General features: G+C 69.3%; 24 protein-coding genes and 1 pseudogene. 15 read left to right on the forward strand and 10 right to left on the reverse strand.

What is annotated here, in order from left to right; all coding sequences use genetic code 11:
* The first annotated feature begins 26 nt into the window (after positions 1 to 26).
* The 8 genes and pseudogenes from OQ968_RS12550 to nuoN all read left to right on the forward strand — a co-directional run bounded on the left by OQ968_RS12550 (position 27) and on the right by nuoN (position 10,475).
* A complete protein-coding gene (locus tag OQ968_RS12550; RefSeq protein ID WP_324678202.1) occupies positions 27 to 2,444 on the forward strand; it encodes an NADH-quinone oxidoreductase subunit G in 2,418 nt (805 codons plus the stop codon).
* Between the two features lie 11 nt (positions 2,445 to 2,455).
* The gene (nuoH, locus tag OQ968_RS12555; RefSeq protein ID WP_324678614.1) at positions 2,456 to 3,718 is read left to right on the forward strand and encodes an NADH-quinone oxidoreductase subunit NuoH; all 1,263 of its coding nucleotides are present in this window, start codon (positions 2,456 to 2,458) and stop codon (positions 3,716 to 3,718) included.
* A pseudogene (gene nuoI / locus OQ968_RS12560) lies at positions 3,702 to 4,256 on the forward strand (NADH-quinone oxidoreductase subunit NuoI); the annotation flags it as partial. The gene nuoH and the pseudogene nuoI, both read left to right, overlap by 17 nt.
* A gap of 20 nt (positions 4,257 to 4,276) precedes the next feature.
* A complete protein-coding gene (locus tag OQ968_RS12565) occupies positions 4,277 to 5,092 on the forward strand; it encodes an NADH-quinone oxidoreductase subunit J (protein ID WP_324678616.1) in 816 nt (271 codons plus the stop codon).
* Entirely contained in the window at positions 5,089 to 5,388 is a 300-nt protein-coding gene (nuoK, locus tag OQ968_RS12570) for an NADH-quinone oxidoreductase subunit NuoK (RefSeq protein ID WP_324678206.1), read from the forward strand. The genes OQ968_RS12565 and nuoK overlap by 4 nt, the downstream gene beginning before the upstream one ends.
* A gap of 10 nt (positions 5,389 to 5,398) precedes the next feature.
* Positions 5,399 to 7,285 carry an NADH-quinone oxidoreductase subunit L gene (nuoL, locus tag OQ968_RS12575; protein WP_324678208.1) on the forward strand — a complete coding sequence of 629 codons (1,887 nt, stop codon included), beginning with the start codon at positions 5,399 to 5,401 and terminating at the stop codon, positions 7,283 to 7,285.
* An 11-nt stretch (positions 7,286 to 7,296) separates the two neighbouring features.
* On the forward strand, positions 7,297 to 8,868 hold the full coding sequence (locus tag OQ968_RS12580) for an NADH-quinone oxidoreductase subunit M (protein ID WP_324678618.1): 1,572 nt from the start codon (positions 7,297 to 7,299) through the stop codon (positions 8,866 to 8,868).
* Positions 8,865 to 10,475 (forward strand): NADH-quinone oxidoreductase subunit NuoN, encoded by a 1,611-nt coding sequence (gene nuoN / locus OQ968_RS12585; protein WP_324678210.1) that lies wholly within the window; start codon positions 8,865 to 8,867, stop codon positions 10,473 to 10,475. Before OQ968_RS12580 ends, nuoN begins: the two co-directional genes overlap by 4 nt.
* On the opposite strand, the gene OQ968_RS12590 is transcribed toward nuoN, so the two are convergent.
* Genes OQ968_RS12590 through OQ968_RS12610 form a run of 5 tightly spaced genes read right to left on the reverse strand, consistent with a single transcriptional unit; the run spans position 10,476 to position 14,591 of the window.
* On the reverse strand, positions 10,476 to 10,874 hold the full coding sequence (locus OQ968_RS12590) for a hypothetical protein (RefSeq protein ID WP_324678620.1): 399 nt from the start codon (positions 10,872 to 10,874) through the stop codon (positions 10,476 to 10,478).
* 38 nt (positions 10,875 to 10,912) lie between these two features.
* Entirely contained in the window at positions 10,913 to 12,178 is a 1,266-nt protein-coding gene (locus tag OQ968_RS12595) for a DUF58 domain-containing protein (RefSeq protein ID WP_324678212.1), read from the reverse strand.
* An 18-nt stretch (positions 12,179 to 12,196) separates the two neighbouring features.
* Complete coding sequence (locus OQ968_RS12600; RefSeq protein ID WP_324678214.1) at positions 12,197 to 13,159, reverse strand: MoxR family ATPase; 963 nt, start codon at positions 13,157 to 13,159, stop codon at positions 12,197 to 12,199.
* 5 nt (positions 13,160 to 13,164) lie between these two features.
* Positions 13,165 to 13,647: a hypothetical protein gene (locus OQ968_RS12605; protein ID WP_324678216.1), complete on the reverse strand. Its 483-nt coding sequence runs from the start codon at positions 13,645 to 13,647 to the stop codon at positions 13,165 to 13,167.
* Complete coding sequence (locus OQ968_RS12610) at positions 13,644 to 14,591, reverse strand: DUF4129 domain-containing protein (RefSeq protein ID WP_324678218.1); 948 nt, start codon at positions 14,589 to 14,591, stop codon at positions 13,644 to 13,646. The genes OQ968_RS12605 and OQ968_RS12610 overlap by 4 nt, the downstream gene beginning before the upstream one ends.
* A gap of 198 nt (positions 14,592 to 14,789) precedes the next feature.
* Here OQ968_RS12610 and OQ968_RS12615 point away from each other — a divergent pair, with 198 nt between their 5' ends.
* Positions 14,790 to 16,175 carry a 13E12 repeat family protein gene (locus OQ968_RS12615; RefSeq protein WP_324678220.1) on the forward strand — a complete coding sequence of 462 codons (1,386 nt, stop codon included), beginning with the start codon at positions 14,790 to 14,792 and terminating at the stop codon, positions 16,173 to 16,175.
* Positions 16,176 to 16,218: 43 nt separating this feature from the next.
* Positions 16,219 to 16,836 carry a class I SAM-dependent methyltransferase gene (locus OQ968_RS12620; RefSeq protein ID WP_324678222.1) on the forward strand — a complete coding sequence of 206 codons (618 nt, stop codon included), beginning with the start codon at positions 16,219 to 16,221 and terminating at the stop codon, positions 16,834 to 16,836.
* Here OQ968_RS12620 and OQ968_RS12625 read toward each other — a convergent pair.
* On the reverse strand, positions 16,823 to 17,698 hold the full coding sequence (locus OQ968_RS12625; RefSeq protein ID WP_324678224.1) for an SDR family oxidoreductase: 876 nt from the start codon (positions 17,696 to 17,698) through the stop codon (positions 16,823 to 16,825). The genes OQ968_RS12620 and OQ968_RS12625 overlap by 14 nt on opposite strands.
* Positions 17,695 to 18,297, reverse strand: a complete 603-nt coding sequence (locus OQ968_RS12630; protein WP_324678227.1) for a TetR/AcrR family transcriptional regulator — start codon at positions 18,295 to 18,297, stop codon at positions 17,695 to 17,697. The genes OQ968_RS12625 and OQ968_RS12630 overlap by 4 nt, the downstream gene beginning before the upstream one ends.
* Before the next feature lie 57 nt (positions 18,298 to 18,354).
* Between OQ968_RS12630 and OQ968_RS12635 the strand changes: the two genes are divergently transcribed.
* Both OQ968_RS12635 and OQ968_RS12640 read left to right on the forward strand, forming a co-directional pair.
* The gene (locus tag OQ968_RS12635; RefSeq protein ID WP_324678229.1) at positions 18,355 to 19,491 is read left to right on the forward strand and encodes a phosphotransferase family protein; all 1,137 of its coding nucleotides are present in this window, start codon (positions 18,355 to 18,357) and stop codon (positions 19,489 to 19,491) included.
* Positions 19,491 to 20,606, forward strand: a complete 1,116-nt coding sequence (locus OQ968_RS12640; protein WP_324678231.1) for a hypothetical protein — start codon at positions 19,491 to 19,493, stop codon at positions 20,604 to 20,606. Before OQ968_RS12635 ends, OQ968_RS12640 begins: the two co-directional genes overlap by 1 nt.
* Before the next feature lie 86 nt (positions 20,607 to 20,692).
* Here OQ968_RS12640 and OQ968_RS12645 read toward each other — a convergent pair whose 3' ends face one another.
* Positions 20,693 to 21,001: a hypothetical protein gene (locus tag OQ968_RS12645; RefSeq protein ID WP_324678233.1), complete on the reverse strand. Its 309-nt coding sequence runs from the start codon at positions 20,999 to 21,001 to the stop codon at positions 20,693 to 20,695.
* Positions 21,002 to 21,055: 54 nt separating this feature from the next.
* Between OQ968_RS12645 and OQ968_RS12650 the strand changes: the two genes are divergently transcribed.
* A complete protein-coding gene (locus tag OQ968_RS12650) occupies positions 21,056 to 21,667 on the forward strand; it encodes a helix-turn-helix domain-containing protein (protein ID WP_324678235.1) in 612 nt (203 codons plus the stop codon).
* A 23-nt stretch (positions 21,668 to 21,690) separates the two neighbouring features.
* Positions 21,691 to 22,938 (forward strand): glycosyltransferase, encoded by a 1,248-nt coding sequence (locus OQ968_RS12655; protein WP_324678237.1) that lies wholly within the window; start codon positions 21,691 to 21,693, stop codon positions 22,936 to 22,938.
* 53 nt (positions 22,939 to 22,991) lie between these two features.
* On the opposite strand, the gene OQ968_RS12660 is transcribed toward OQ968_RS12655, so the two are convergent.
* Positions 22,992 to 23,975: a TIGR03617 family F420-dependent LLM class oxidoreductase gene (locus OQ968_RS12660; RefSeq protein ID WP_324678239.1), complete on the reverse strand. Its 984-nt coding sequence runs from the start codon at positions 23,973 to 23,975 to the stop codon at positions 22,992 to 22,994.
* Positions 23,976 to 24,068: 93 nt separating this feature from the next.
* Between OQ968_RS12660 and OQ968_RS12665 the strand changes: the two genes are divergently transcribed.
* Positions 24,069 to 25,418, forward strand: a complete 1,350-nt coding sequence (locus OQ968_RS12665) for a flavin monoamine oxidase family protein (RefSeq protein WP_324678241.1) — start codon at positions 24,069 to 24,071, stop codon at positions 25,416 to 25,418.
* Positions 25,419 to 25,427: 9 nt separating this feature from the next.
* On the opposite strand, the gene OQ968_RS12670 is transcribed toward OQ968_RS12665, so the two are convergent.
* Positions 25,428 to 26,399, reverse strand: coding sequence for an alpha/beta hydrolase (locus OQ968_RS12670; RefSeq protein ID WP_324678243.1), 972 nt, complete (start codon positions 26,397 to 26,399; stop codon positions 25,428 to 25,430).
* Positions 26,400 to 26,512: the final 113 nt, after the last annotated feature.

Here is a 26,512-nt window from a genome sequence, read left to right on the forward strand (position 1 = left end):
CGAAGCGATGAGGAGGAGCGGCGCTCATGACCCAGGCGGCCAAACCCGCGACCGGCGACGAGGTGCGTCCGCCGGAGATGGTGACGTTGACCATCGACGACGTCGAAATCAGCGTTCCCAAGGGCACTTTGGTGATCCGCGCGGCCGAGCTGATGGGCATCCAGATCCCGCGGTTCTGCGAGCACCCGCTGCTCGACCCGGTGGGCGCGTGCCGGCAGTGCATCGTGGAGATCGAGGGTCAGCGCAAGCCGATGACCGCGTGCACGGTGGTGGCCACCGACGAGATGGTGGTGCGCACCCAGCTGACGTCGGAGGTCGCCGACAAGGCCCAGCACGGCGTGATGGAGCTGCTGCTGATCAACCATCCGCTGGACTGCCCGATGTGCGACAAGGGCGGCGAATGCCCGCTGCAGAACCAGGCGATGTCCAACGGCCGGCCCGAGAGCCGCTTCCACGACGACAAACGGCACTTCGCCAAGCCCATCAACATCTCGTCGCAGGTGCTGCTGGATAGGGAGCGGTGCATCTCGTGCGTGCGCTGCACCCGGTTCTCCGAGCAGATCGCCGGCGACAAGTTCATCGACGTGCTGGAGCGCGGCGCGCAGCAGCAGATCGGCATCTACGCCAACGAACCGTTCAACTCCTACTTTTCGGGCAACACGGTGCAGATCTGCCCGGTGGGCGCGCTCACCGGGACCGCGTACCGCTTCCGCGCCCGCCCCTTCGACCTGGTGTCCAGCCCCAGCGTGTGCGAGCACTGCGCCTCGGGGTGCGCCCAGCGCACCGACCACCGCCGCGGAAAGGTGCTGCGCCGGATGGCCGGCGACGACCCCGAGGTCAACGAGGAGTGGAACTGCGACAAGGGCCGGTGGGCCTTCACATACGCGACCCAGCCGGACGTGATCACCACTCCCCTGATCCGGGATGCGGACGGCGAGTTGCAGCCGGCGTCGTGGTCGCACGCGATCGTGGCGGCGGCCCAGGGCCTCGAGGCGGCCCGCGGGCGCACCGGCGTCCTGGTCGGCGGCCGAGCCACCTGGGAGGACGCCTACGCGTACAGCAAGTTTGCACGAATAGTGTTGGACACCAACGACATCGACTTCCGCGCCCGCCCGCATTCGGCCGAGGAGGCCGACTTCCTCGCCGCCCGGGTGGCGGGCCGGCCGGTGACCGTGAGCTATTCCGACCTGGAGTCGGTGCCGGTCGTGTTGCTGGTCGGGTTCGAGCCCGAAGACGAGTCGCCCATCGTGTTCCTGCGGCTGCGCAAGGCGGCCCGCAACCACGGGGTGCCCGTGTACGCGGTCGCACCGTTCGCCACCCGCGCGCTGACGAAGATGTTCGGCCGGTTGCTCCAAACCCCGCCCGGCGCCGAGGCTTCCACGCTGGACGGGCTGGCCACCGGTGAGGTCGGGGACCTGCTGTCGCGGCCGGGCGCGGTCATCATGGTCGGGGAACGCCTGGCCACGGTCCCCGGCGGGCTGTCCGCCGCGGCCCGGCTCGCCGACGCCACCGGCGCCCGGCTGGCGTGGGTTCCGCGCCGGGCCGGCGAGCGCGGCGCGTTGGAGGCCGGGGCGCTGCCCACGCTGCTGCCCGGCGGCCGGCCCGTCGCCGACGACACCGCTCGGGCGCAGGTCGCCGAGGCGTGGCACGTCGACGAATTGCCTTCTGCCGCCGGGCGTGACGCCGGCGCCATCCTGGCCGCCGCCACCGACGGCTCCCTGGCCGCGCTGCTGGTCGGCGGCGTCGACCCCGCCGACTTCGCCGATCCGGACGCGGTGCTGACCGCCCTGGACGCCGTCGGCTTCCTGGTCAGCCTGGAGTTGCGGCACAGCGCCGTCACCGAACGTGCCGACGTCGTCTTCCCGGTCGCGTCGACGGCGCAGAAGGCCGGCGCGTTCGTCAACTGGGAGGGCCGTTACCGCGGGTTCGCCCCCGCGCTGCACGGCACCGCGCAGCAGGCGAGCCAATCGGATCACCGCGTGCTCGACACGCTGGCCGACGAGATGGGCGTCTACCTGAACGCGGCGACCGTCGAGGCGGCTCGCGAGGAGATGTCCGGGCTGGGCGGCTGGGGCGGCAAGCACGTCGCCGGCCCGCGGGTCGCGAGCCCGAAGCCGGCCCAGCCGGGTCAGGGCGAGGCCGTGTTGACCGGCTGGCGGATGCTGCTGGACAACGGCCGGATGCAGGACGGCGAGCCGCATCTGGCCGGCACCGCGCGCACCCCCGTCGTGCGGCTTTCGGCCGACACGGCGGCCTCGATCGGCGCCGCCGAGGGCGACGCGGTCACCGTCAGCACGTCGCGCGGGTCAATCACGTTGCCGCTCAACGTCACCGACATGCCCGACCGGGTGGTGTGGCTTCCGCTGAACTCACCGGGCTCGGCGGTGCACCAGGAGTTGGGTGTGGCCATCGGCAGCATCGTGAAAATCGGAGTGGGCGCATGAACACGACCGCGTTGACCGCCTTCGGGCACGACCCCTGGTGGCTGGTGCTGGGCAAGGCGCTGGCCATCTTCGTGTTCCTGATGCTCAACGTGCTGGTCGCGATCCTGCTCGAACGCAAGATTCTCGGCTGGATGCAGCTGCGACCCGGCCCCAACCGGGTGGGGCCGTGGGGCGCCCTGCAGAGCCTGGCCGACGGAATCAAGTTGGCGCTCAAGGAAACCATCACCCCGGGCGGTGTCGACAAGTTCGTCTACTTCGCGGCGCCTGTCATCTCCACGATCCCCGCATTCACCGCGTTCGCGTTCATCCCGTTCGGGCCGGTGGTGTCGGTGTTCGGCCACCGCACACCGCTGCAGCTGACCGACCTGCCGGTCGCGGTGCTGTTCATTCTGGGACTGTCGGCGATCGGGGTGTACGGGATCGTGCTGGGCGGTTGGGCGTCGGGGTCCACCTACCCGCTGCTGGGCGGGGTGCGCTCCACCGCCCAGGTCATCTCGTACGAGGTGGCGATGGGGCTCTCGTTCGCGGCGGTGTTCCTCTACGCCGGCACCATGTCGACGTCGCAGATCGTGGCCTCGCAGGACCGGGTCTGGTACGTGTTCCTGCTGCTGCCGTCGTTCCTGATCTACCTGATCTCGATGGTCGGTGAGACCAACCGCGCCCCATTCGATTTGCCCGAGGCCGAGGGCGAGCTGGTCGCGGGATTCCACACCGAGTACTCGTCGCTGAAGTTCGCCATGTTCATGCTGGCCGAATACGTCAACATGATGACGGTTTCCTCGCTTGCCACGGTCTTGTTCTTCGGCGGCTGGCATGCGCCGTGGCCGCTGAACATTTGGGCGGGCGCCAACACCGGGTGGTGGCCGGTGCTCTGGTTCACCGCCAAGATGTGGACCTTCCTGTTCGTGTACTTCTGGCTGCGGGCCTCGCTGCCCCGGCTGCGCTACGACCAGTTCATGGGGCTGGGCTGGAAGCTGCTGATCCCGGCCTCGCTGGTCTGGGTGTTGATCGCGGGGGTGATTCGCACGCTGCGCAACCAGGGGTATGAGCAGTGGACCCCGGCGCTCGCGGTCAGCAGCGTGGTGTTCGGTGTGGTGCTGGTGCTGGTGCTGCGAAAGCCCTTCACCGCCCCCGATATTCGCGCGATGGAACGACAGCTGCGCCGCCGGGCCAAACAGCTCGCCGGCCCCGAAAGCACCGCAGCTCTATTCCCGACACCGCCGCTGCCGGCGAAATCCCTGGCGGCGGCGAGCAAGGAGAAGGCCCGTGGCTAAATTCCTGGACGCCGTGGCCGGATTCGGCGTGACATTCGGATCGATGTTCAAAAAGCACGTCACCGAGGAGTATCCGGAAAAACCCGGTCCGGTCGCGCCGCGCTACCACGGCCGGCACCAACTCAACCGCTACCCCGACGGCCTGGAGAAATGCATCGGGTGCGAGCTGTGCGCGTGGGCCTGCCCGGCCGACGCGATCTACGTCGAGGGCGCCGACAACACCGAAGAGGACAGGTATTCGCCCGGGGAACGCTACGGCCGGGTGTATCAGATCAACTATCTGCGGTGCATCGGCTGCGGCCTGTGCGTCGAGGCCTGCCCGACCCGGGCGCTGACGATGACCAATGACTACGAGATGGCCGACGACAACCGCGCCGACCTGATCTACGAGAAGGACCGGCTGCTGGCCCCGCTGCTGCCCGGGATGACGGCACCACCGCACCCCAGGGCCCCGGGCGCCACCGACAAGGACTACTACCAGGGCAACGTGACCCCGAACGGCGTGCTCGAGAACCAGGACGGCGGGGCGGGCCGGTGATCGTGGTGCTGGCCTCGGGTCTGGCCTCAAACCTCGCGCAGGACACCATCACTCGCACCTCCACGGGTGAGGCGGTGACGTTCTGGGTGCTGGGTGCGCTGGCGGTGATCGGCGCGCTGGGGGTGGTCATGGCGGTCAACGCCGTGTACTCGGCGATGTTCCTGGCGATGACGATGATCAGCCTGGCCGTGTTCTACATGGTCCAGGACGCGCTGTTCCTGGGCGTCGTGCAGGTCGTGGTCTACACCGGCGCGGTGATGATGCTGTTCCTGTTCGTGCTGATGCTGATCGGCGTCGACTCCGCGGAATCCCTGAAGGAGACGCTGCGCGGGCAGCGCGTCGCCGCGGTGGTGACCGGTGTCGGGTTCGGCGTGCTGCTGATCGCCGCCATGGGCAACGTGGCCGTCGGCGGTTTCACCGGGCTGACCACCGCCAACGCCAACGGCAACGTCGAAGGCCTGGCGGCACTGATCTTTTCGCGCTATCTGTGGGCCTTCGAGCTGACCAGCGCGCTGCTGATCACCGCCGCCATCGGGGCGATGGTGCTGGCCCACCGCGAGCGCTTCACGCGTCGCAAGACGCAGCGGGAGCTGTCCGAGGAGCGCTTCCGCACCGGCGCATATCCCACCCCGCTGCCCCCGCCCGGTGTGTACGCGCGCCGAAACGCCGTCGACGTGGCCGCGATGCTGCCGGACGGCTCGTACTCGCGGTTGTCGGTGTCGCGGATACTGCGCAGCCGCGGTGCGGACGGCAGGGAGCTCGCCCAGCACAGGACCGCCTCCCCCGAAGCCGGCTCCGACGTCGGCTCCGAGATTGTCAGGGACGGCAGCTCGTGAATCCCGCCAACTACCTTTATCTTTCGGCGCTGCTGTTCACCATCGGCGCCGCCGGCGTGCTGCTGCGGCGCAACGCCATCGTGATGTTCATGTGCGTCGAGCTGATGCTCAACGCCGTCAACCTCGCGTTCGTCACCTTCGCGCGGATGCACGGCCACCTGGACGGGCAGATGATCGCGTTCTTCACGATGGTGGTGGCCGCCTGCGAAGTCGTCGTCGGCCTGGCCATCATCATGACGATTTTCCGTACCCGTAAATCGGCGTCGGTCGACGACGCGAACCTACTCAAAGGCTAAGAACGCCAAGATGACTCAATACACCTGGCTGCTGGTGGCGCTGCCGCTGGCGGGTGCCGCGATCTTGCTGTTCGGGGGCAGGCGCACCGACGCGTGGGGGCACCTGCTGGGCTGCGCCGCCGCGCTCGCGGCGTTCGGCGTGGGCGCGACGCTGCTCGCCGACATGGTCGGCCGGGGCGAGGCGGACCGCGTCATCCATCAGCGGGTGTTCAGCTGGATTCCGGTCGGGGGACTCTCACTCGACTTCGGGCTGCAGATCGACCAGCTGTCCATGTGTTTCGTGCTGCTGATCTCCGGGGTGGGGTCGCTGATCCACATCTATTCGGTCGGCTACATGGCCGAGGACCCGGACCGCCGCCGGTTTTTCGGCTATCTCAACCTGTTTCTGGCCTCGATGCTGCTGCTGGTCGTCGCGGACAACTACGCTGTGCTCTACGTCGGCTGGGAGGGCGTCGGCCTGGCGTCCTACCTGTTGATCGGGTTCTGGTACCACAAACCGTCGGCGGCCACGGCGGCCAAGAAGGCGTTCGTCATGAACCGGGTCGGTGACGCCGGGCTGGCGTTGGGAATGTTCTTGATGTTCAGCACTTTCGGCACCCTGTCCTACGCCGGGGTGTTCGCCGGCGCGCCGGGCGCCGGCCGGGGGGCGCTCACGGCGATGGGCCTGCTGCTGCTGCTGGGCGCCTGCGCCAAGTCCGCGCAGGTTCCGCTGCAGGCCTGGCTCGGGGACGCCATGGAGGGTCCCACCCCGGTGTCGGCGCTGATCCACGCGGCCACCATGGTGACAGCCGGGGTGTACCTGATCGTGCGGTCCAACCCGCTGTACAACCTGGCGCCCGACGCGCAGCTGGCGGTGGTGATCGTCGGCGCCGTGACGCTGCTGTTCGGGGCGATCATCGGCTGCGCCAAGGACGACATCAAGCGTGCGCTGGCGGCGTCGACGATCAGCCAGATCGGCTACATGGTGCTGGCCGCCGGCCTGGGCCCGGCCGGCTACGCGTTCGCGATCATGCATCTGCTCACCCACGGCTTCTTCAAGGCCGGGCTGTTCCTGGGCTCCGGCGCGGTGATCCATGCGATGCACGAGGAGCAGGACATGCGCCGCTACGGCGGCCTGCGCGCCGCGCTGCCCATCACGTTCGCCACGTTCGGGCTGGGGTATCTGGCGATCATCGGCGTGCCGCCGTTCGCGGGGTTCTTCTCCAAGGACGCCATCATCGAGGCGGCCCTGGGCGCCGGCGGCGCCCGCGGCTATCTGCTGGGCGGGGCCGCGCTGCTCGGCGCCGGCATCACCGCGTTCTACATGACGCGCGTGATGCTGATGACGTTCTTCGGCGAAAAGCGTTGGGCGCCGGGCGCTCACCCGCACGAGGCACCCGCCGTGATGACGTGGCCGATGATCCTGCTCGCGGTGGGGTCGGTGTTCTCCGGCGGGCTGCTGGCGTGGCGCGGCACCATGCAGCACTGGCTGCAACCGGTGGTCGGGGCCCACGAGGAGGTGACCCACGCCGTCCCGGCCTGGCTCAGCACCGCGCTGGCGCTGGGCGTCGTCGCCGTCGGCATCGCGGTGGCCTACCGCATGTATGCCACGGTGTCCATTCCGCGGGTGGCCCCCGCCCGGGTCTCGGCGCTCACCGCCGCCGCACGCGCCGACCTCTACGGCGATGCCTTCAACGAGGAGGTGTTCATGCGCCCTGGCGCGCAACTGACTTCGGCGTTGGTCGAAGTCGACAATGCGGCCGTGGACGGCTCGGTCAACGCGCTGGCGGCACTGGTCAGCGCGACCTCGAATCGCCTGCGCGGGCTGCAAACCGGGTTCGCCCGCAACTACGCGTTGTCGATGCTGGCGGGCGCCGTCCTGGTGGCCGCGCTGATCCTGGCGGTGCGGCTGTGGTGAACTCGCCTGTCCTGAACAACGTTCCGTGGCTCACGGTGCTGTGGCTGGTGCCGCTGGCGGGCTCGGTGCTGATCATCCTGATGCCCCCCGGGCTGCGGCGGCTCGCCAGGTGGACCGGCCTGGTCGTCAGCGTCCTCACGCTGGCGGTGTCGGCCGTCGTCGCGGCCGGCTTCAAGCCCGGTGGCGCCGCCTACCAATTCGTCGAAAGCCACCGCTGGATACCGGCCTTCGGCGCCGGGTACAGCCTCGGCGTGGACGGCATCGCCGTGGTGCTGGTGCTGCTGACCACGGTGCTGATCCCGCTGCTGCTGGTGGCCGGCTGGCACGACGGTGGCGAGCGCACCCGCGGCGTGCACGCCTACGTTGCCTTGACGCTGGCCATCGAGTCGATGGTGCTGATCTCGGTGATCGCGCTGGACGTGTTGCTGTTCTACGTGTTCTTCGAGGCCATGCTGGTCCCGATGTACTTCCTGATCGGCGGTTTCGGTCAGGGGCCCGGACGGTCGCGGGCCGCGGTGAAGTTCTTGCTGTACAACCTGTTCGGCGGCCTGATCATGCTGGCGGCGGTGATCGGGCTGTACGTGGTGACCGCGCAGGGCGGCTCGGGCTCGTTCGACTTCCGCGACATCGTGGCCGGCTTCGCGTCCGGCCGCTACGCCGCGGACCCCGCGGTGATCAAGCTGCTGTTCCTGGGCTTCATGTTCGCGTTCGCGATCAAGGCCCCGCTGTGGCCGTTCCACCGCTGGCTGCCCGACGCCGCGGTCGAGGCCACCCCGGCGACCGCGGTGCTGATGATGGCGGTGATGGACAAGGTCGGCACCTTCGGCATGCTGCGCTACTGCCTGCAGCTGTTCCCCAGCGCCTCAACGTACTTCCGCCCGCTGATCGTCGTCCTGGCCGTCATCGGCGTGATCTACGGCGCGATCGTGGCGATCGGCCAGGCCGACATCATGCGCCTGATCGCCTACACGTCGATCTCGCACTTCGGGTTCATCATCCTGGGCATCTTCGTGATGACCAGCCAGGGCCAGAGCGGCTCGACGCTGTACATGCTCAACCACGGCCTGTCCACCGCGGCGGTGTTCCTGATCGCGGGCTTCCTGATAAAGCGGCACGGCAGCCGGGCGATCGCCGACTACGGCGGCGTGCAGAAGGTCGCCCCGATCATGGCCGGCACGTTCCTGGTGGCGGCCATGGCCACCCTGTCGCTGCCCGGCCTGGCGCCGTTCGTCAGCGAATTCCTGGTCCTGCTGGGCACTTTCAACCGGTACTGGCTGGCCGCGGCGTTCGGGGTGACGGCGCTGGTGCTCGCGGCCATCTACATGCTGTGGCTGTACCAGCGCGTGATGACCGGGCCGGTGGCCCCGGGCAACGACCGCATCGGCGACCTGAAGGCGCGCGAAATGGTCGTGGTGGCACCGCTGATCGCGCTGCTGATCGGTCTCGGGATCTACCCGAAGCCGGTGCTGGACGTCATCAATCCCGCGGTGCAGAACACCATGACCACCATCGGCCAGCACGATCCCGCGCCGACCGTGCCGCCCGGCACCGCGCCCCGGACAGCCGAAGGACCGCACCGATGACCCTGCCCACCCCCAGCGTCGAGTACTTCCTGCTGTGCCCGATGCTGATCGTATTCGGCATCGCGGTGGCCGGCGTGCTGGCGGAAGCGTTCGTGCCCAGGCGGATTCGCTACGTCGCGCAGGTGGCACTCGGCCTGGGCGGTTTGCTCGCGGCGTTCGTCGCGATCGTCGTCGTCAGCCGCAGCGTTGCGCCGTCCGGTCGCAGCGCGGTGCTGGGCGCGATGGCCGTCGACCGGCCGACGCTGTACCTGCAGGGCACCATCGTGCTGGTCGCGATGATGGCGGTGATCTTCATCGCCGAGCGCAGCGCTGTTGCGCAAAGTTCGGAGCGCAAGGTGGCGGTGGCGGCCGCCGGACACGGTGCCGGACTTGATTCCTTTGCCCCGCAAGCGTCCGCGGTGCCGGACAGCGAGGCCGAGCGCGAGGCCGAGCGGGCCGGGGTCGCCCAGACGGAGCTCTTCCCGCTGCTGATGCTCTCCGTCGGCGGCATGATGGTGTTCCCCGCGTCCAACGACCTGCTGACGATGTTCGTCGCGCTCGAGGTGCTATCGCTGCCGCTGTACCTGATGTGCGGGCTGGCCCGTCACCGCCGGCTGCTGTCCCAGGAAGCGTCCATGAAGTACTTCCTGCTGGGCGCCTTCTCGTCGGCGTTCTTCCTCTACGGCGTGGCGTTGCTCTACGGCGCCACCGGCACGCTCACGTTGCCCGGCATCCGCAATGCGCTTGCAACGCACGGCGATAGCTCGATGGCGCTGGTCGGTGTCGCGCTGCTGTCGGTCGGGTTGCTGTTCAAGGTCGGCGCGGTCCCGTTCCACTCCTGGATTCCCGACGTGTACCAGGGTGCGCCCACCCCGATCACCGGGTTCATGGCCGCGGCCACCAAGGTCGCGGCGTTCGGCGCGCTGCTGCGGGTGGTCTACGTCGCGTTGCCGCCGCTGCACGATCAGTGGCGGCCGGTGCTGTGGGCCATCTCGATCCTGACCATGGCCGTCGGCACGATCACCGCGGTGAACCAGACCGACGTCAAACGAATGCTGGCCTATTCGTCGGTCGCCCACGTCGGTTTCATCCTCACCGGCGTGATCGCCGACAACCCCGCGGGCCTTTCCTCCACGCTGTTCTATCTGGTCGCCTACAGCTTCAGCACGGTCGGCGCGTTCGCGATCGTCGGCCTGGTCCGCGACGCCGACGGTGTCGAGGACGCCAACCTGTCCCACTGGGCCGGGCTCGGGCAGCGCTCACCCATTGTGGGCGTGATGCTTTCGATGTTCCTGCTGGCCTTCGCGGGCATTCCCCTGACGAGTGGGTTCGTCAGCAAGCTGGCGGTGTTCAAGGCCGCCGCCCAGGGCGGTGCCGTGCCGCTGGTGGTCATCGGTGTGATCGCGAGCGGGATCGCGGCCTACTTCTACGTGCGGGTGATCGTGTCGATGTTCTTCACCGAGCCCACCGGCGACACGCCGCACGTGGTGGCGCCCGGCATCTTGAGCAAGGCCGCGATCGCGGTATGTGCGGTGGTCACAGTGGCTTTGGGGATCTTCCCGCAGCCGCTGCTGGATCTGGCCGACCACGCCGCGGCGCTGCTGCACCTGGTCGCAAGCGCCGGTTAGTCAGTCCGAACCCAGGAACGGGCGGGTGGCCAGCACGTAGATCGCCAACACCGCGACCGGCGCCGCGAGCGGCAACCAGGGCAACCGCAGCGGGAACGCCGTCGCGACGATCCCGGCGAGGGTAAACCCCACGGCGGCAACGACTGTCGGCCAGCCCTCCAACACGACCCGGGTGACCCTGCCGGCCGCATGCCGGCACACCAGGTAGCCGGCGGCGCACAGGCCGGACACCGCGGCGGGCACGGGCCGCGGATCGGACAACGCGATCGCGGCCACCACCAGCAGCACGGCAACCATGGCGGCCGGCCGGTAGACCATCCCCACACCCACCGCGATCACCGAGACCGCGCACGCAACCGCCGCGGGCCCATGGGCGCCGACCGCGCCCAGGCCCACCATCAGGAGGCCGAAAACGGTTGCGGCGACGCGGATCACTGCTAGCCCCGCAGCCGTCCCCGAACCCGGCGGCGCCGGTCCGGCAACACGGCCATCGACTGGTCCAGGCTGCGATCCCCCTGCCAGGAAACGATGTCGACGCCCAGGGTGGCCATGTCGCGGTACATGGCGGAGCGCTGCAGCGCCCACATCCGGTCCACCAGGGGGTCCTGCTCGTCCTGAAACGGGGACCTGTCGAGGATGTCGACGGCAAGGACGACGTGGCCGCGCCGGCGCAGGTCGATCAGCGCCAGCGCGAATTCGGTGTCCAGCAGCGTGGAGAACGCGATGACGATCGCCCCGGCGGGAACGGCGGCGCGCGGCGCCAGTGTGCCCGTTGTGTTTTCGAACCCCGCGCCCGCCCCCAGCACGGTGTCGAGCACCCGATAGAACTGGCGCTGCCCGATGTCGGCGCCGAGCCAGCGCGGGCGGTTGCCCCCGAGCGCGACGATCCCGGCACGGTCGCCGTGCCGCAACGCGGTCTGCACCACCTGGGCCGCGCCCCGGGCCATCCGCTCGGTGGCCGCGGTCGCCGGGCCCGCCGGCTGCCGGTACGTGTCGATCAGCACCACCACGTCGGCGGCGCGGTCGGTCAACCGCTCGGTCACGTGCAACTGGCGCCGGCGCGCGCTCACCGCCCAGTTCACCGCCCGCAGCTGATCGCCCGGCACATAGGCCCGGATGTCGGCGTATTCGACGCCCGGCCCGACGTGCCGGGTGAGATGCGCGCCCAGCCGGTCGAGCAACTCGGTTCGCGGGATCGGCGTCGCCTGCGGCGGCGTCAGCGGAAACACCAGGACGCTGGCGGCCTCCACGGTGGCCGTCCCCGCGAGCAGCCCGCCGCGCGCGACCACGTCGACGCGGGCCCGAATCGGATATCGCCCCCAACGCGCCGCGGTCACCGCCACGGTTTGGCGACGGGAATCCGCGTCCAGAACGTCCAGCTGCATCCCGTCGACGGCCGTCACCGTCAGCTCGGCCGCCGGGGCGCCGGTGGCGTCCGTCTGCTCCGACAGCCACACGGTCACCCGCGCCTGCTCGTTTTCGAAACATCGCTGCGCGTCGGGCTCGCCGTGCACGCGGACCGTCGGCACCGGGCGCTGCCAGCTGATCGAGCACAGCACGCCCAGCAGCGGCGCAGCGAACGCGATCAGCTGCCAGCGCGCCCCGATCACGGCGGCCGCCAGCGCAACGAGGGCGCAGGTCGCGACGGCCAGCGTCAGTTGCGATGCGCGCCAGCGGAACTCGACTTCGCGGGTTCGAGTCACAGCAAGCTCATGCCGGACTCATCCGGTCCCGCCGCGCGTCCGGGGCACCGGCAGGCGTCGCAGGAGTTCCTCGACGACGTCGGCGCCCTGCACCTTGCGCACCCACATCTCCGGCCGCAGCGTGATGCGGTGCGCGATCGCCGGGGTGGCCAGCGCCTTGACGTCCTCGGGGATCACATAATCCCGGCCCAGCAGCAGCGCACGGGCCCGGGCGAGCTGGACCAGGTCGAGTTCGGCGCGCGGGCTGGCGCCGACGGCGACCTGCGGATGATGCCGGGTGGCGTTGGCCAGGGACACCACGTAGTGCAGGACGTCCTCGTGCACCGTCACCTGCTCGACCGATTCGCGCATCGCCAGCAGGTCGTGCGCGTCCACCACCTCGTCGACGGTCGGCTCGGCCGAACCGCGTTCGAGGCGCCGGCGCAGCATCGAGGTCTCGTCGCGCTCGGAGAGGTAGCGCAGCTCCAGCCGGATCGCGAACCGATCCAGCTGCGCCTCCGGCAGTGGATAGGTGCCCTCGTACTCGATGGGGTTGTCGGTCGCCAGCACGATGAATGGTGTTGGTAGCTTATGGGTTTCGCCGTCGATGCTCACCTGGCCTTCGGCCATCGCCTCCAGCAGCGCCGCCTGGGTCTTGGGCGGGGTGCGGTTGATCTCGTCGGCGAGCAGCAGGTTGGTGAAGATGGGCCCGGCGCGGAACTCGAAGCGGCCGGACTGCATGTCGTAGATCGTCGATCCCAACAGGTCCGCGGGCAGCAGGTCCGGGGTGAACTGCACCCGGGTGAATCGCAACCCCAGCGCCGCGGCGAAGGATCGGGCGATCAGCGTCTTGCCGAGGCCGGGCAGGTCCTCGATGAGCACGTGGCCGCGCGCCAGGACCGCGGTGAGGATCAGGGTGAGCGCGGAGCGCTTTCCCACCACCACCCGTTCGATTTCGTCGAGCACCGCCTCACAGTGCGCGGTGGTCGTGGCAGCCGGCATCGTTGTCATACTTGTTCCAACCTCTGCAGGATCTCTTCGAACGCCGCACGGCCGGGACCGGGCCGGTGGTCACCGCCGCGCGCGACGTTGTTGGGGTTCACCCATTCCCACAGTTGGTCGCCGAACAGCATTCGGCCGGTCGAGTGAAACGCCACGGGGTCCTTGGATTGCTTTTGGCCCGTTGCCATTTCGTATCGACGCGCAAGCATCGGGCGCAGGTGCCGGTCCCAGTCGGATCGGGTGGACTCCGACCAGCGGATCGTGGTCTCGGTGGTGGCGAGCCAGCGGCGCAACGAGTCGCCCAGATCGTCGGGGTCCGGCTCGCCGGTGGATCCCATCCCGTGCCCGAGGACGCGGCGGACGCTGAGCAGGACCAGCGCCAGCGCGACGCCGGATGCCGCCAGCACGAACTTGCGATCGTGCACGATCAGCGTCAGCAGCTCGATCCCGACGATGAGGCAAACACCCAGGGAGATGAGCTTTTTCATACCGGGCTCCGCAGATCCGCCAGGACCAGCCGCAGCACCTGCACCGCCGTCTCGCGATGCCCCTCGTTCATCACGTGCGGGCTGAATCGCGCCTCCTCGAACAGGTTCACCAGCTGCACCGCGTTATCGACCTGCAGCGCATGGTTTTCGACGGCCCGGCCCACGACCTCGGTCGGGGTGTCGAAGTCCTGGGGGGCAGCGCCCGGAACGTGGGCGAGCTCCCTTTCCATCGCGGCATAGCACGCGATGATGGCCTCGCGAGGTTGGCGGTTGAGGTCACCGATCTCGGCCAGCCCGAGTTCGGCCGCCCGCGCAAGCGATTCCGAGGGTTTGGGCGGCGGCGCGGGCTCGACGGGGTCGTCGACGACGGTGACCGGTTTGGACGCCCTCCACCGCCGCAGCGCCATGGTTGCCGACCCGGCGACGATGATCAACAGCAACGGAACCGTGGCGGCGAGCAGGATTCCGAGCATGTCCCCGTTGTCGTTTCGCGGGTGCGGCTGTTGCGGCGGCTGCGGGTTGACGCGCGGCGAGGGCGGCGCGCCGACGTCCGGGGTCTGCGGCGGCGGAGTGACCTGGTGCGGGGCGAACACCCGGGACAACAGAATCGCGACCAGCAGCCAGGCCACGATCACGCCGAGCCCGATCAGCAGCACCCGCCAATTCGGCCGTCCCCTGCCGGTGCCGAGCATTTCGGACAGGTCCCGGTTGTAGGGCGCAAGCGCACGCGGGTCACGCAATCGGGCGATGACCGCGAAGGCCACCAGCGCGACCGCCACGCCGAGGGCCGCGGCGACGAACACCAGGGCCGCCCGGTTGGCGCCCGCCTCGGAGCGCGCCGCGTGTTCGTGAGCCGGAAGGTATCCACGCAACGCGGCCGCGACGACGATCAGCAGCACGATCAGCGCGACAACGCGCCCCGTGGGCTTGTCAATACCGGGCATCGGCACACCACTCGACCGGTTCGCCTGCCGCCGTTGCGGTACAGGCCTTTCCTCATACTTGCACGTCAGGCACGTGCAACGCTACAAACGGCGCCGACGCGCGCCTGGGTTATCCACAGTCGCTGTTTCATCCACAGTGCGGGCCGTAAACTGGGCGAACGTGGGCGCATTCGTACACACGTTCGATAGATTTGGGGCATGGGTCTCCCGATCGGTGATGAGCAGGCACGTGAGCGGATCAGCGCCGCTCTCGATGCGATCGACGCCGCCCAGCTGGTGCTGCGCGAGACCCCCTCGGATGTCGTCGGCAACGATTTCCGCGTCGGGGTCGCCGAGCGGTTGGAGACCCAGGATCGCACCAATCGCGGGCTGATGTATCGGTTCTTCGGCGAGATCGCCGACCCGCCCGACGGGACCGGATTCGTGCCCGCGGTGCGCGACCTGCTTTGGGCGCGGCTGCGCATCACTCCACAAGAAATCACGCGCCGGTTCAAACTGGCCGCCCGGATTCGGCCGCGGCGTTCGCTGACCGGCCCGCCGCTGCCACCCGAGTTGCCCGAGTTGGCGGCCGCGGCGGAGGCCGGCGCGGTCGGCGAGGACCACATCCGCGTCGTGTGCCGCGCGGTCGATGTCCTGCCGGGCAGTGTGTCGCCCACCGACGTGGCCGAGGCCGAGCGCACGCTCGTCGAGCACGCCAGAAAGCTCGACGCCCGCGTCGTGACCAGGCTGGGCCAGCGCATCGCCGACTACCTCAATCCCGACGGGCTGTTCACCGACGAGGACCGGGCGCGGCGGCGCGGGCTAAGGCTGGGCCCGCAGGGACCTGATGGGATGTCGCGGCTGTCGGGATTGCTGGACCCCGAGGCCCGCGCCTACTTCGAAGCGATCGAGGCGGCGGTGCGGCCCGGGCGCCATCAACCCGAGGCCGCCGGGCCCGAGCAGCGCGATCAGCGCAGCGCCGCCCAACGCTGCCACGACGCGCTCAAACTCGCCCTGCAGACCGCCATCGGCTCCGGTGAGCTCGGAACCCACCGCGGTCACCCGGTCACCGTCGTCGCCACCACCACCCTGGCCGAACTCGACCGCGCCGCACACGCCGCCCTCGACCCGGCGATCCCGACGCCCGCACCGGCGAGCACCGGCGGCGGGTCCAGGCTGCCCATGCCCGACCTGATCCGCATGGCCGCCAAAGCCATTCACTACCTGGCGGTGTTCGACGACCACACCGGCCGGCCACTGTATCTTGGCCGCCAAAAACGCATCGCCACCGCCGACCAAAGATTGATCTGCTACGCCCGCGACCGCGGCTGCACCCGCCCCAACTGCCTGCAACCCGGCTACCGCTGCGAGGTGCACCACGCCCCCGACTGGATAGCGGGCGGCCGCACCGATGCGGACAAGCTGTTCTTCGCCTGCGGCTGCGACCACGGCGCGGCCAGCCGCGGCGAATACCACACCGAGGTCACCGAGAACGGGCGCCTCGGGTGGACCGACGGCAGTGGGCCACCACAAATCAACCACGCCCACCACCCCGAGGAACTTCTCCGCGGCGACCCCGACCCACCGAATCCGGACGAAGGTTGAGCACCGGGTTGCTTCCACGATCACAGCTGCCGAGACTTGATTCGTGCCGCCCTACCGTGACCTGGCGGCGTTCGATGATCGAGCGCCCCAATACGACCGCGGCTGGCGTGGCCGGCTGCACCATGAGATTTCCGATCGCACAGCCGCTCTCGCCGTTGTGACCGCCGCCTCTCCCAGACACGTGCTGGACGTGGGGTGCGGCACGGGTTACCTGCTGTGCACCCTCGCTGGCCGTTATCCGGCCGCGAGGCAGCTCTGCGGAATCGATGCCGCGCCTCAAATGATTGCGACAGCAAGTGCTTTCACTCCCGATGATCGATTGACCTTCGCCGTCGGGGTGGCCGAAGAGATTCCCTACCCCGACGCCACTTTCGACCTCATCGTCAGCACCACATCGTTCGATCACTGGACCGATCAGCAGGCGGGACTCGTGGAATGCGCGCGAGTCCTGCGCCCCGGAGGCCGATTGGTACTGGTCGACCAGTTCTCGCGGTGGCTGCTGCCGACCTTGGCCACCAGCCGTCGCGGCAAGGCCCGCACCAAGGCCCGCGCCAGCAACCTGGTCCTGCACGCGGGGTTCCGTTCCCTGCAATGGCACCCGGTGTACGCCACGATCATCAAAGCAGTGACCGCGGCCAAGCCGAGCCCTAACCGACCGTGAAGGGCCGGAAGCTGCCGTCGAGGACGTCGAGGTGGCCGATCGTGCGACCGGTGACCACGCCCGGGTCCACCAGCGCCAACTGCACTGCGGCACGGGCGAATTCATCCGCGAGGGCCGTGTCGACGAACTCGCGGGCGTAATACGCCAGCCCCGGGGTGAGGATCGGTTTCGACGGCGACAGCGCGTTGACCGCGATGTTGTGGTCGGCCAGGTCGTACGCCGCGCACTGGGTGAGATGCTCGAGCGCCGCCTTGGACCCGCCGTACCCGGGCAGGACCCCGCCGCTGCGGTCGGGGTAGGGCCCGTTGCCGGGCATCCGGGACGCGACCGAGGTGATGTTGACGATCGAGCCGCCGCCCGCCTCGATCATGTCCGGGCACACCAGTTGCATCAGCTCGTAGGCGGCGAAGACCGCGATGTCGAAGTGCCGCCGATACGCGTGCAGCGGGGTGCTGACGAAACCCGGCCAGCCGGGCTTGGCACCCGAGGCGGACTCGGGCTTGGCTTGCTTGGGGCGCGGCTGCGCGCCGGGCGCCGGCGGGCGGCCGGGCGCCGTGAACGCGGCGTTGTTGACCAGAATGGTGATGGGGCCCAACGCTTCTCGCGCCTCGCTCACCAAGCGCGCGACGTCCTCGCGGTCGGTCAGGTCGGCGCGAACCGCCACCGCGCGCCCACCGGCCGCCTCGATCTCGGCGACCGTCTCGCCGATGGTTCCCGGCAGCCGGTCGTCCCACACCCGCTCGGTACGCCCCGCGACGGCCACCGCCGCGCCGTCGGCCGCCAGCGCCAGCGCGATCGCCCGGCCCAGGCCGCGGCTGCCGCCGGTGACGATCGCGGTCCGGCCCGCGAGCCGCCCGGTCATCCCGTCACCCCGTGCACCACGATCGCGGTGGTTTGATCCACCCACGCATCATCCAGCTTTTCGTCCGGGCGCAGCAGCATCCGAAGCATCGTCGCTCCCCCGATCAACTCGATCAACCGGTCCGGATCCACCTCGGGATGGGCCTCGCCGCGGTCGATGGCCTCGCGCAGCCGCACCCGCACCGCCAGGAAGACGTCGGCGAAGCGGGACATCACCCGGGCGTTCAGGGCGGGATCGGCCGTCATGTCCGCCAACAGCCCGGGCAATGCGGCCCGCACCACCGGGGTGGTGAACACGTCGCGGGTGGCCTCGATCATCATCCGGACGTCGGCGGCGATGTCGCCGGCCGGGGCCTCCAGCGCGGTGGGCGCCGTCGGGAACGCCGCCTCGTGCACCAATTCGGCCTTGCTCGACCACCGCCGGTACAGCGCCGATTTCGTGGTCCCGGCGCGCTCGGCCACCGCGGCCAGGCTGAGGTTCGAATAGCCGATCTCCACAAGCAGTTCCGCGGTCGCCGCTAGGATGGCCGCGTCGATGCGCGGATCCCGGGGCCGCCCGGCGACCGGGGCCTTGTCAAGGTAGGACGGGTCTGCTTTCATAACGCTACCTACCGTATCGTAATTGCCGCGAGAACGTGTCGAAGAATGGAGGCACCAGTGGCAAGTGAACCGGCCCTCGACAACGTCGACCGACTTCAGCGCTCCAGCCGCGACGTCACCACCCTGCCCGCCGTCATGTCGCAATGGCTGTCCACGGTCCTGCCCGGCGGCGCCAAGCCCGAGGTCATCGTGGAAAGCGGCGTGGACTCGACGGGCATGTCGTCGGAAACCATCATCCTGACCGCCCGCTGGCAACAGGACGGGCAACCGGTCGAGCAGAAACTCGTGGCCCGGGTCGCGCCCAGCGCCGAGGACGTCCAGGTCTTCCCGACCTATCGCCTGGACCACCAATTCGAAGTCATCCGCATGGTCGGCGAGCTCACCGACGTCCCCGTCCCCCGGGTGCGCTGGCTGGAGAACACCGGCGAGGTGCTGGGAACGCCCTTCTTCCTCATGGACTACGTCGAGGGCGTGGTGCCCCCCGATGTCATGCCCTACACGTTCGGCGGTAACTGGTTCGCCGACGCGCCCGCCGAGCGCCAGCGTCAACTGCAGGACGCCACCGTGGGGGTGCTGGCGAAGCTGCACTCGATTCCCAACGCGGCGAACACGTTTGGCTTCCTCACACAGGGGCAGACCGGCGACACCGCGCTGCGCCGGCACTTCAACTGGGTGCGCTCCTGGTACGACTTCGCGGTGCCCGACATCGGCCCCTCGCCGCTGCTGGAGCGGACTTTCGGCTGGCTGGAAGACAATTGGCCGCACGAGGTGGCCGCACGGGAGCCCGTGCTGCTGTGGGGCGACGCCCGGGTGGGCAACGTGCTGTACCGCGACTTCGCCCCGGTGGCGGTGCTGGACTGGGAGATGGTGACGCTGGGGCCGCGTGAGCTCGATGTCGCGTGGATGATATTCGCGCACATGGTGTTTCAAGAGCTCGCCGGTTTGGCGACGCTGCCGGGCCTGCCCGAGGTGATGCGTGAGGACGACGTCCGCGCCACCTACCAACGGCTCACCGGCGTCGAGGTGGGCGACCTGCACTGGCTCTATGTCTACTCGGGTGTGATGTGGGCTTGCGTCTTCATGCGCACGGGTGCACGGCGGGTGCACTTCGGCGAGGTGGAGAAACCCGACGACGTCGAATCGCTGTTCTACCACGCCGGATTGATGAGGCGTCTCATCGGAGAGGAACGCTGATGCTTGGCCCGCTCGACGAGTTCCCGGTCCATCAAATCCCCCAGCCGATCGCGTGGCCGGGCTCCTCGGACCGCAACTTCTACGACCGCTCCTACTTCAACGCCCACGACCGCACCGGGGACATCTTCGTGATCAGCGGCATCGGCTACTACCCCAACCTCGGGGTCAAGGACGCGTTTTTGCTGGTGCGGCGCGGGGACACGCAGACCGCGGTGCACCTGTCCGACGCCATCGATCAGGACCGGCTGAACCAGAACGTCAACGGCTATCGGATCGAGGTGATCGATCCGCTGCGCAAACTCCGGCTGGTCCTCGACGAAACCGAAGGCATCGCAGCCGATCTCACCTGGGAAGGCCTGTTCGACGTGGTGCAGGAGCAGCCGCACATCCTGCGGTCCGGCAACCGGGTGACGCTGGACGCGCAGCGGTTCGCCCAGCTCGGCAGCTGGAGCGGCCGCATCGCCATCGACGGCGAGGAGATCGCCGTCGACCCCGCGACCTGGCTGGGCAGCCGCGACCGGTCCTGGGGCATCCGGCCGATCGGTGAGCCCGAGCCGGCGGGCCGGCCCGCCGACCCGCCGTTCGAGGGCATGTGGTGGCTGTATGTGCCGATGGCGTTCGATGAGTTCGCGATCGTGCTGATCATCCAGGAGGAGCCCAACGGGTTCCGCTCGCTCAACGACTGCACCCGGATCTGGCGCGACGGCCGCGTCGAGCAACTGGGCTGGCCGCGCGTCAAGATCCACTACCGCTCCGGCACCCGCATCCCGACCGGCGCCACGATCGACGCGACCGCCCCCGACGGCACCCCGGTCCACTTCGACGTGGAGTCCAAGCTGCCGGTGCCCATTCACGTCGGCGGTGGCTACGGCGGCGACTCGGACTGGCTGCACGGCATGTGGAAGGGCGAGAAGTTCGTCGAGCGCCTGACCTACGACATGACCGACCCGGCGATCGTCGCGCGATCCGGTTTCGGCGTGATCGACCATGTGGGCCGCGCGGTGTGCCGCGACGGCGATGCAGATCCGGTAGAGGGCTGGGGCCTGTACGAGCACGGCGCGCTGGGCCGCCACGACCCGTCCGGATTCAAAGACTGGCTGACTGTCGCGCCGTAAACATTTGGCGCGAGCGTCGACTTGTTGCGCTGTTTCGCCGGCCTTTCTCGTGCATCAAGTCGACGTTCGCCGGTTGACTACGGGGGTCAAAACAGACAGCCCGGCCACGCCACCAGCGGCGGCGGAGGCGGGTAGGGAGGGCAGGGCGGCGGGGGATCGGGGGTCACCGCCGGCACCGTCCCACCGCGCAGTGGCCCAACCGGCGACGGTGCCGGTCTGGTCGCCGGCGTCGGCACCCCGGCCTGCACCGGCCCTACCGGTGCCGGGTGGGGTCGCGGCGTCGGGGTGTACGGGTCCGCCGGGGATGCCGCGGCGGGGGCGGCCGCGACAATGCCGAGGCCGACTGCGACCGCGCCGACGGCCAGAGCCATGGTGCGGCCAATAACGATGCTCATGGGCGCGCCTTCCAGGATTGTCGAAACGAGATATTTCATGTTAGTCTCATTAACATGAAGGTGGCAAGACGGCCTTACCGCATGACTGCCCGGGCCGCCGCCGCGGCGGAAACCCCGGACAAGATCATCGACGCCACCAAGCAGCTGTTCACCGAGAAACCCGTCGGCGCTATCACGCTGGCCGACATCGCGGAGCGCTCCGGCGTCGCGGTTCAGACGATCCTGCGCCGCTTCGACGGCAAGGACACGCTGGTCGGAGAGACGATATCGCGGCTTGCCGCCGAGATCGTCGACCAGCGCGACCATGCGATCCCCGACGATCTCGACGACCTCTTGGACAACCTCATGGAACACTACGAGACACACGGTCGGCTGATGCTCAAGGTGCTCACCGAAGAGTCCACCACCCCCACGATCCAGCCGGCGCTCGCGTTTGCCCGCGACTACCACAAGCGTTGGTGCGAAACGGGTTTCGCCGCAACGCTCAAGCCACTGACCGCCGCCGCCCGACAGCGCCGGCTCGCCCAGTTGATCGCGATCTGCGACCTGGGGACCTGGGAAGTGTTGCGCATCCGGATGGGCCTGTCCCGCCGGCAGGCTCGGGCTGCGCTGCGCGAGATGCTTCAACCCCTCGTCAAGAAGGTGCGAGAAGTCAAGGAAGTGTGAGAAATCAAGAAGGTGTGGAAACGATGGCCACAATCCTCGCTTACACGTCGACGGCGTTCGGTCATCTGTTCCCGATCAGCGCACTGCTCTCGGAGATGTCCCGCCGCGGCCACGAGATTCATCTGCGGACCCTGTCCACGGGGGTCCAGGTCGGGCGAGAGCTGGGCTTCACCACCGGTGCCATCGATTCGCGCATCGAGGCGATCGCCCACGACGACTGGAAGGCGCCGAACCCGCGCGCCGCGCTGAAGCGCGCAGTCGATGTGTTCTGCCGCCGCGCCGCCTACGAAGTCGGGGACCTTACGGATGCCGTCGCGCAGGTTCGGCCGGACGCGCTGCTTATCGACGTCAATTGCTGGGGCGCGCTCTCGGCCGCCGACGCCGGCTCGGTCCCGTGGGTTTGTTTCTCGCCCTACACACCGTTCCTGCGCTCGCCCGGCGTCCCGCCGTTCGGGCCGGGCCTGAAGCCGTTGCCCGGCATGCTGGGCCGACTTCGCGACGCGGCGCTGCGGCCCATCGTGATGGGCATCCTCGAAAGGTCAATGTTGCCGCCCTTGAATAAGGTTCGCGCGGACATCGGTGTACGCCCGGTCACGTCGGCGGACGAATTCTTTCGCCGTGCGCCGCTGATGCTGGTGGCCACGGGTAAACCCTTTGAGTACCCGCAGACCGATTGGGGCGAAGCGGTACACATGATCGGCCCGTGCGTATTCGAGCCACCGGCGGATGCGCTTCCCGACTGGCTGGAGGCCTATGACCGTCCGAACGTGCTGGTCACCACGTCATCGGAGTACCAAGCGGATAAGAAGTTGGTCGTCACCGCCATGAGCGCGCTCGCCGACGAGCCCGTCCATGTGATCGCGACGTTCCTGGCCGGGCTGCCCAAGGACATCACGCCGCCGCCGAACGCAACGCTGTGCGAGTTCGTTCCGCACAGCGCGGTGCTGGATCGTGCGGTGTGCGCGGTGACGCACGGCGGAATGGGCGCCACCCAAAAGGCGCTCGCCCGCGGAGTTCCGGTGTGCGTGGTGCCGTTTGGGCGCGACCAGTTCGAGGTCGCGCGGCGAGTCGAGGTGGCCCGCTGCGGCACCCGCCTGCCGGCAAAGAAGCTGACGCCGGCGCGGCTGCGCGCGAAGGTCCGCGAAGCAATGGCGATGACCGACGGCGCGCGGCGAGTGGCGGCCGGGTTCGCGGCCACCGGGGGCGTTGCCCACGGCGCCGACCTGATCGAACAACGGTTCGTGGGCCGAAACAGCGCCGCGACGACTTGACGTTCGGTCTCTCGAATTGACTTTGTTTCCAAGAGGATTGCGAATACTGCGGCTTAACCCAGCTCGTCGACGATCGCGGCCAGGGTCTCCAGTCCGATGGGCGTGGGCTGATACAGGAACACGGTGTCGCCGACGCCGTCGACCCGGTCCCGGATGTACGCGGCGATCTGCGCGGGGGTACCGCAGCCGGCCAGCGTGTGCAGGATCTCGTCGTCGATCAGGCCGGCCATCTCCTGCCAGCGGCCCTGTTTGGACATCGCGTTGAGTTCGGGCTGCAGGTTCTCCCAGCCGTGGGCGGCCAACACCGGCCGATACGCCGGCGTGGACCCGTAGAACGCCAAGAGCTTTCGCGTGCTCGCGTGCCCGTCCTCCTCGCTCGCCGACACGATGATTTCGGGAATGACGGCGAACTCGTCGGGCCGCCGGCCACCGGCCCGCAGCCCGTCGCGCACCGCGGGCATCGTGGTGTCGTGCAGAAAACGCTTGGACCCGAACGGCATCACCAGCAGGCCGTCGGCGTGCTCGGCGGTGGCCCGGGTCAGCTTCGGCCCGAGGGCGCCGACGTAGATGGGCGGCGGGCCGTAGGGGTTCGGCCCGGGATCGAACGTCGGCGTCATCAGCGTGTGCCGGTAGTACTCGCCCCGAAAGTCCAGGCGGGCACCGGAATTCCACGCGTCGAAAATCGCGCGCAGGGCAGCGATCATCTCCGTCATGCGGGCCACCGGATGGTCGAACTGCGCCCCGAACCGCTTCTCGATCTGCGGGCGAACCTGCGTGCCGAGACCGAGGATGAATCGGCCGCCGCTGAGCAGCTGGTGATCGTTGGCCTGATGCGCCAGGTGGATCGGGTTCCGCGGAAACGCGATCGCCACGTTCATCATCAGGTCCAGTCCGCCCACCGCCGCGGCCAGTGTCAGCGGGGCGAACACGTCGTGCGGCCCCTCGAAGGTGGCGACGCCGCCGGCTCCGGCGTCCCGCAGAGCCCGGGCGCGCTCGGACGCGTCGGTGAGTCCGTAGAGCGCGGTGAAGACTTTCAAAACACCTGCCTGAGCACTGCTGACGACCGCCCGGGGAGGCCGGGCAAGGGGAATTTACCCTACGAGTCGGTGAAATGCGGTTGACTAGGGGACGTGACAGACCCGCCGCGGATTGTCGACGTCGTCGTGGTGGGCGCTGGCTTTGCCGGGTTGACCGCGGCCCGCGAGCTCACGCGACAGGGCCATGACGTGGTGGTCTTCGAGGGCCGCGACCGCGTCGGCGGGCGCTCGTTCACCGGAAGCGTCGCCGGACTGCCCGCCGACCTGGGCGGCACGTTCGTCGGCCCGACCCAGGACGCTGTCCTGGCGCTGGCGTCCGAGCTCGACGTCGCGACCACCCCGACCCACCATGACGGCAAGAACGTCATCCACTGGCGCGGCTGGGCAAAGTCCTACCGCGGCACCATCCCCAAGCTTTCGCTGACCGGGCTGATCGACATCGGCCGGTTGCGTTGGCAATTCGACCGAATCGCCCGCAGCATCCCGCTGGCGGCACCCTGGGACGCGCGCCGCGCCCGCGAACTCGACGGCCTGTCGCTCGGCGACTGGTTGCGTTCGGTGCGCGCCACCGCCTCGTCCCGCGACCTGCTGGCCATCGTGTCCCGGGTGACCTGGGGGTGCGAGCCCGACGACGTGTCGATGCTGCACGCAGCGCGCTACACGCACGCCGCCGGCGGCCTGGACCGGCTGCTCGACGTCGAAAACGGCGCCCAGCAGGATCGTTTCCCCGGCGGCACCCAGCAGATCGCCGAGGCGGCGGCCGCCGAACTGGGCACCCGGGTGATCCTCAACGCGCCGGTGTGGCGGATCGATCGGCACGGTGGGGGCGTGACGGTCTTCTCCGATCGCGGCCAGACCGAGGCCGGGTTCGTCATCGTGGCCATCCCCCCGGCCCATCGCGCCTCCATCGAATTCGCTCCCCCGCTGCCGGCCGAGTACACCGAACTCGCCAAGCATTGGCCCCAGGGCCGGCTCAGCAAGGCCTACGCGGCCTACTCCACGCCGTTCTGGCGCAACGACGGGTTCTCGGGTCAGGCGCTGTCCGACAAGGGCCCGGTGTTCATCACCTTCGACGTCAGCCCGGACGCCGACGGGCCGGGCATCCTGATGGGTTTCGTCGACGCCCGCGCGTTCGACTCGCTGCCCACCGACCAGCGCCGCCGCGACGCGTTGCGCTGCTTCGCCCAGCTGTTCGGCGACGACGCGCTCAAGCCCCTCGACTATGTCGACCACCGTTGGGGCACAGAGGATTTCGCTCCGGGAGGCCCGACGGCCGCGGTGCCGCCGGGGTCGTGGACGCGATACGGGCCGTGGTTGCGCGAGCCGGTCGGGCCGATTCACTGGGCCGGCACCGAGACCGCGGACGAGTGGACCGGGTTTCTCGACGGCGCCGTGCGGTCCGGCCAGCGGGCGGCCGCCGAGATCGCCGCCCGGTTGCTGTGAGCTGAACTGCTAGGAGCTGATCCGCCGGATCCCGACGTCGGCCGCCGATTCGGCGAGTGCCCGCAGCCGGCCGTTGACCTCTCGGGGATGTTCCAGCATCGAGCAGTGGCCGCCGGGCAGTTCGACGAGGCCGACGACGTTGGGCGCCGTGCGGGCGATCCTGCGGGACTGGCCGATCGGCGTCAGCCGATCGCGCTCGCTGCCGATGACCAGGGTGGGCACGGTCAAACCGTCCAGATCGAGGTACCGCGACCCCAGCGCGTCGACGAGCATCTTCGCGCAGCCGCCGCGCCCGGCCGGCGCCGTCTGGGCGAACAGCTCGTGGATCAGCCGCGCGGCGCTCGGGTCGGCGTCCCTGCCGACCGCCAGCATCGCGATGATGTGGCGGCTGGGCATCCGGGTCACCTTCGGCAGCGGAAACCCGCCGAACGCGCCGATCAGTCCCCGCGCGGCCAGGACCCGGGCCTCGGAGAACCGGCGCAACTCACTCGGCACCGACAGCAGCTTCACCTCGCGCACCAGGTCGCCGGTGGTGGTGTTGATCAGCGCGACCGCGTCGGCGCGCCGATGAACCTTGTGCCGGTAGCGCGCCGACCACGCGGCGATGGTGATGCCGCCCATCGAGTGCCCGGCCAGCACGGCCCGCTCGTGCGGCGCCAGCGTCGCCTCCAGCACCGAATCCAGGTCGGACGCAAGGTGTTTGAGGCTGTAGCCGCCACGCCGCGGGACCCCGCTTCGGCCGTGGCCGCGATGGTCGAACGCGATCACCCGATAGTCGGTGGACAGGTCCGCGATCTGGTACGACCATGCGCGAATGGCGCAGGTGATGCCGTGCGTCAAAACGATGGGATAGCCGTCGGGCGGCCCGAACACCTCCGCGTGCAGCGGGGTGCCGTCGGCCGCGCGGACGGTCAGCGTGCGGCTCGGGGGCAGTGCGTCGGGCAGCCGGTTGGCCATGCGGGTCGATCGCCGAGCGCTCATCGCTGCACCCCCCTCGAACACGGCACCGTCGCCGCACGCTGGATGTGGCGAGTTTACCCGCGGTCAACGACGAAGCGGACCGAATCGGCCCAATACACGCCGCGAATTTCCGG

It is taken from the genome of Mycobacterium sp. 663a-19 (assembly GCF_035616495.1).
GTDB lineage: Bacteria > Actinomycetota > Actinomycetes > Mycobacteriales > Mycobacteriaceae > Mycobacterium.

What these genes read in the sequence shown, in the direction of transcription:
- OQ968_RS12600 (WP_324678214.1), bottom strand. Translation starts at nt 13,159, where the DNA reads ATGCCGGCTGCCACGACCACCGCGCACTGTGAGGCGGTGCTCGACGAA.
- OQ968_RS12615 (WP_324678220.1), top strand. Translation starts at nt 14,790, where the DNA reads ATGGGTCTCCCGATCGGTGATGAGCAGGCACGTGAGCGGATCAGCGCC.
- OQ968_RS12645 (WP_324678233.1), bottom strand. Translation starts at nt 21,001, where the DNA reads ATGAGCATCGTTATTGGCCGCACCATGGCTCTGGCCGTCGGCGCGGTC.
- nuoN (WP_324678210.1), top strand. Translation starts at nt 8,865, where the DNA reads ATGACCCTGCCCACCCCCAGCGTCGAGTACTTCCTGCTGTGCCCGATG.
- OQ968_RS12655 (WP_324678237.1), top strand. Translation starts at nt 21,691, where the DNA reads ATGGCCACAATCCTCGCTTACACGTCGACGGCGTTCGGTCATCTGTTC.
- OQ968_RS12650 (WP_324678235.1), top strand. Translation starts at nt 21,056, where the DNA reads ATGAAGGTGGCAAGACGGCCTTACCGCATGACTGCCCGGGCCGCCGCC.
- OQ968_RS12625 (WP_324678224.1), bottom strand. Translation starts at nt 17,698, where the DNA reads ATGACCGGGCGGCTCGCGGGCCGGACCGCGATCGTCACCGGCGGCAGC.
- OQ968_RS12590 (WP_324678620.1), bottom strand. Translation starts at nt 10,874, where the DNA reads ATGGTGGGCCTGGGCGCGGTCGGCGCCCATGGGCCCGCGGCGGTTGCG.
- OQ968_RS12630 (WP_324678227.1), bottom strand. Translation starts at nt 18,297, where the DNA reads ATGAAAGCAGACCCGTCCTACCTTGACAAGGCCCCGGTCGCCGGGCGG.
- OQ968_RS12605 (WP_324678216.1), bottom strand. Translation starts at nt 13,647, where the DNA reads ATGAAAAAGCTCATCTCCCTGGGTGTTTGCCTCATCGTCGGGATCGAG.
- OQ968_RS12610 (WP_324678218.1), bottom strand. Translation starts at nt 14,591, where the DNA reads ATGCCCGGTATTGACAAGCCCACGGGGCGCGTTGTCGCGCTGATCGTG.
- OQ968_RS12550 (WP_324678202.1), top strand. Translation starts at nt 27, where the DNA reads ATGACCCAGGCGGCCAAACCCGCGACCGGCGACGAGGTGCGTCCGCCG.
- OQ968_RS12640 (WP_324678231.1), top strand. Translation starts at nt 19,491, where the DNA reads ATGCTTGGCCCGCTCGACGAGTTCCCGGTCCATCAAATCCCCCAGCCG.
- nuoL (WP_324678208.1), top strand. Translation starts at nt 5,399, where the DNA reads ATGACTCAATACACCTGGCTGCTGGTGGCGCTGCCGCTGGCGGGTGCC.
- OQ968_RS12670 (WP_324678243.1), bottom strand. Translation starts at nt 26,399, where the DNA reads ATGAGCGCTCGGCGATCGACCCGCATGGCCAACCGGCTGCCCGACGCA.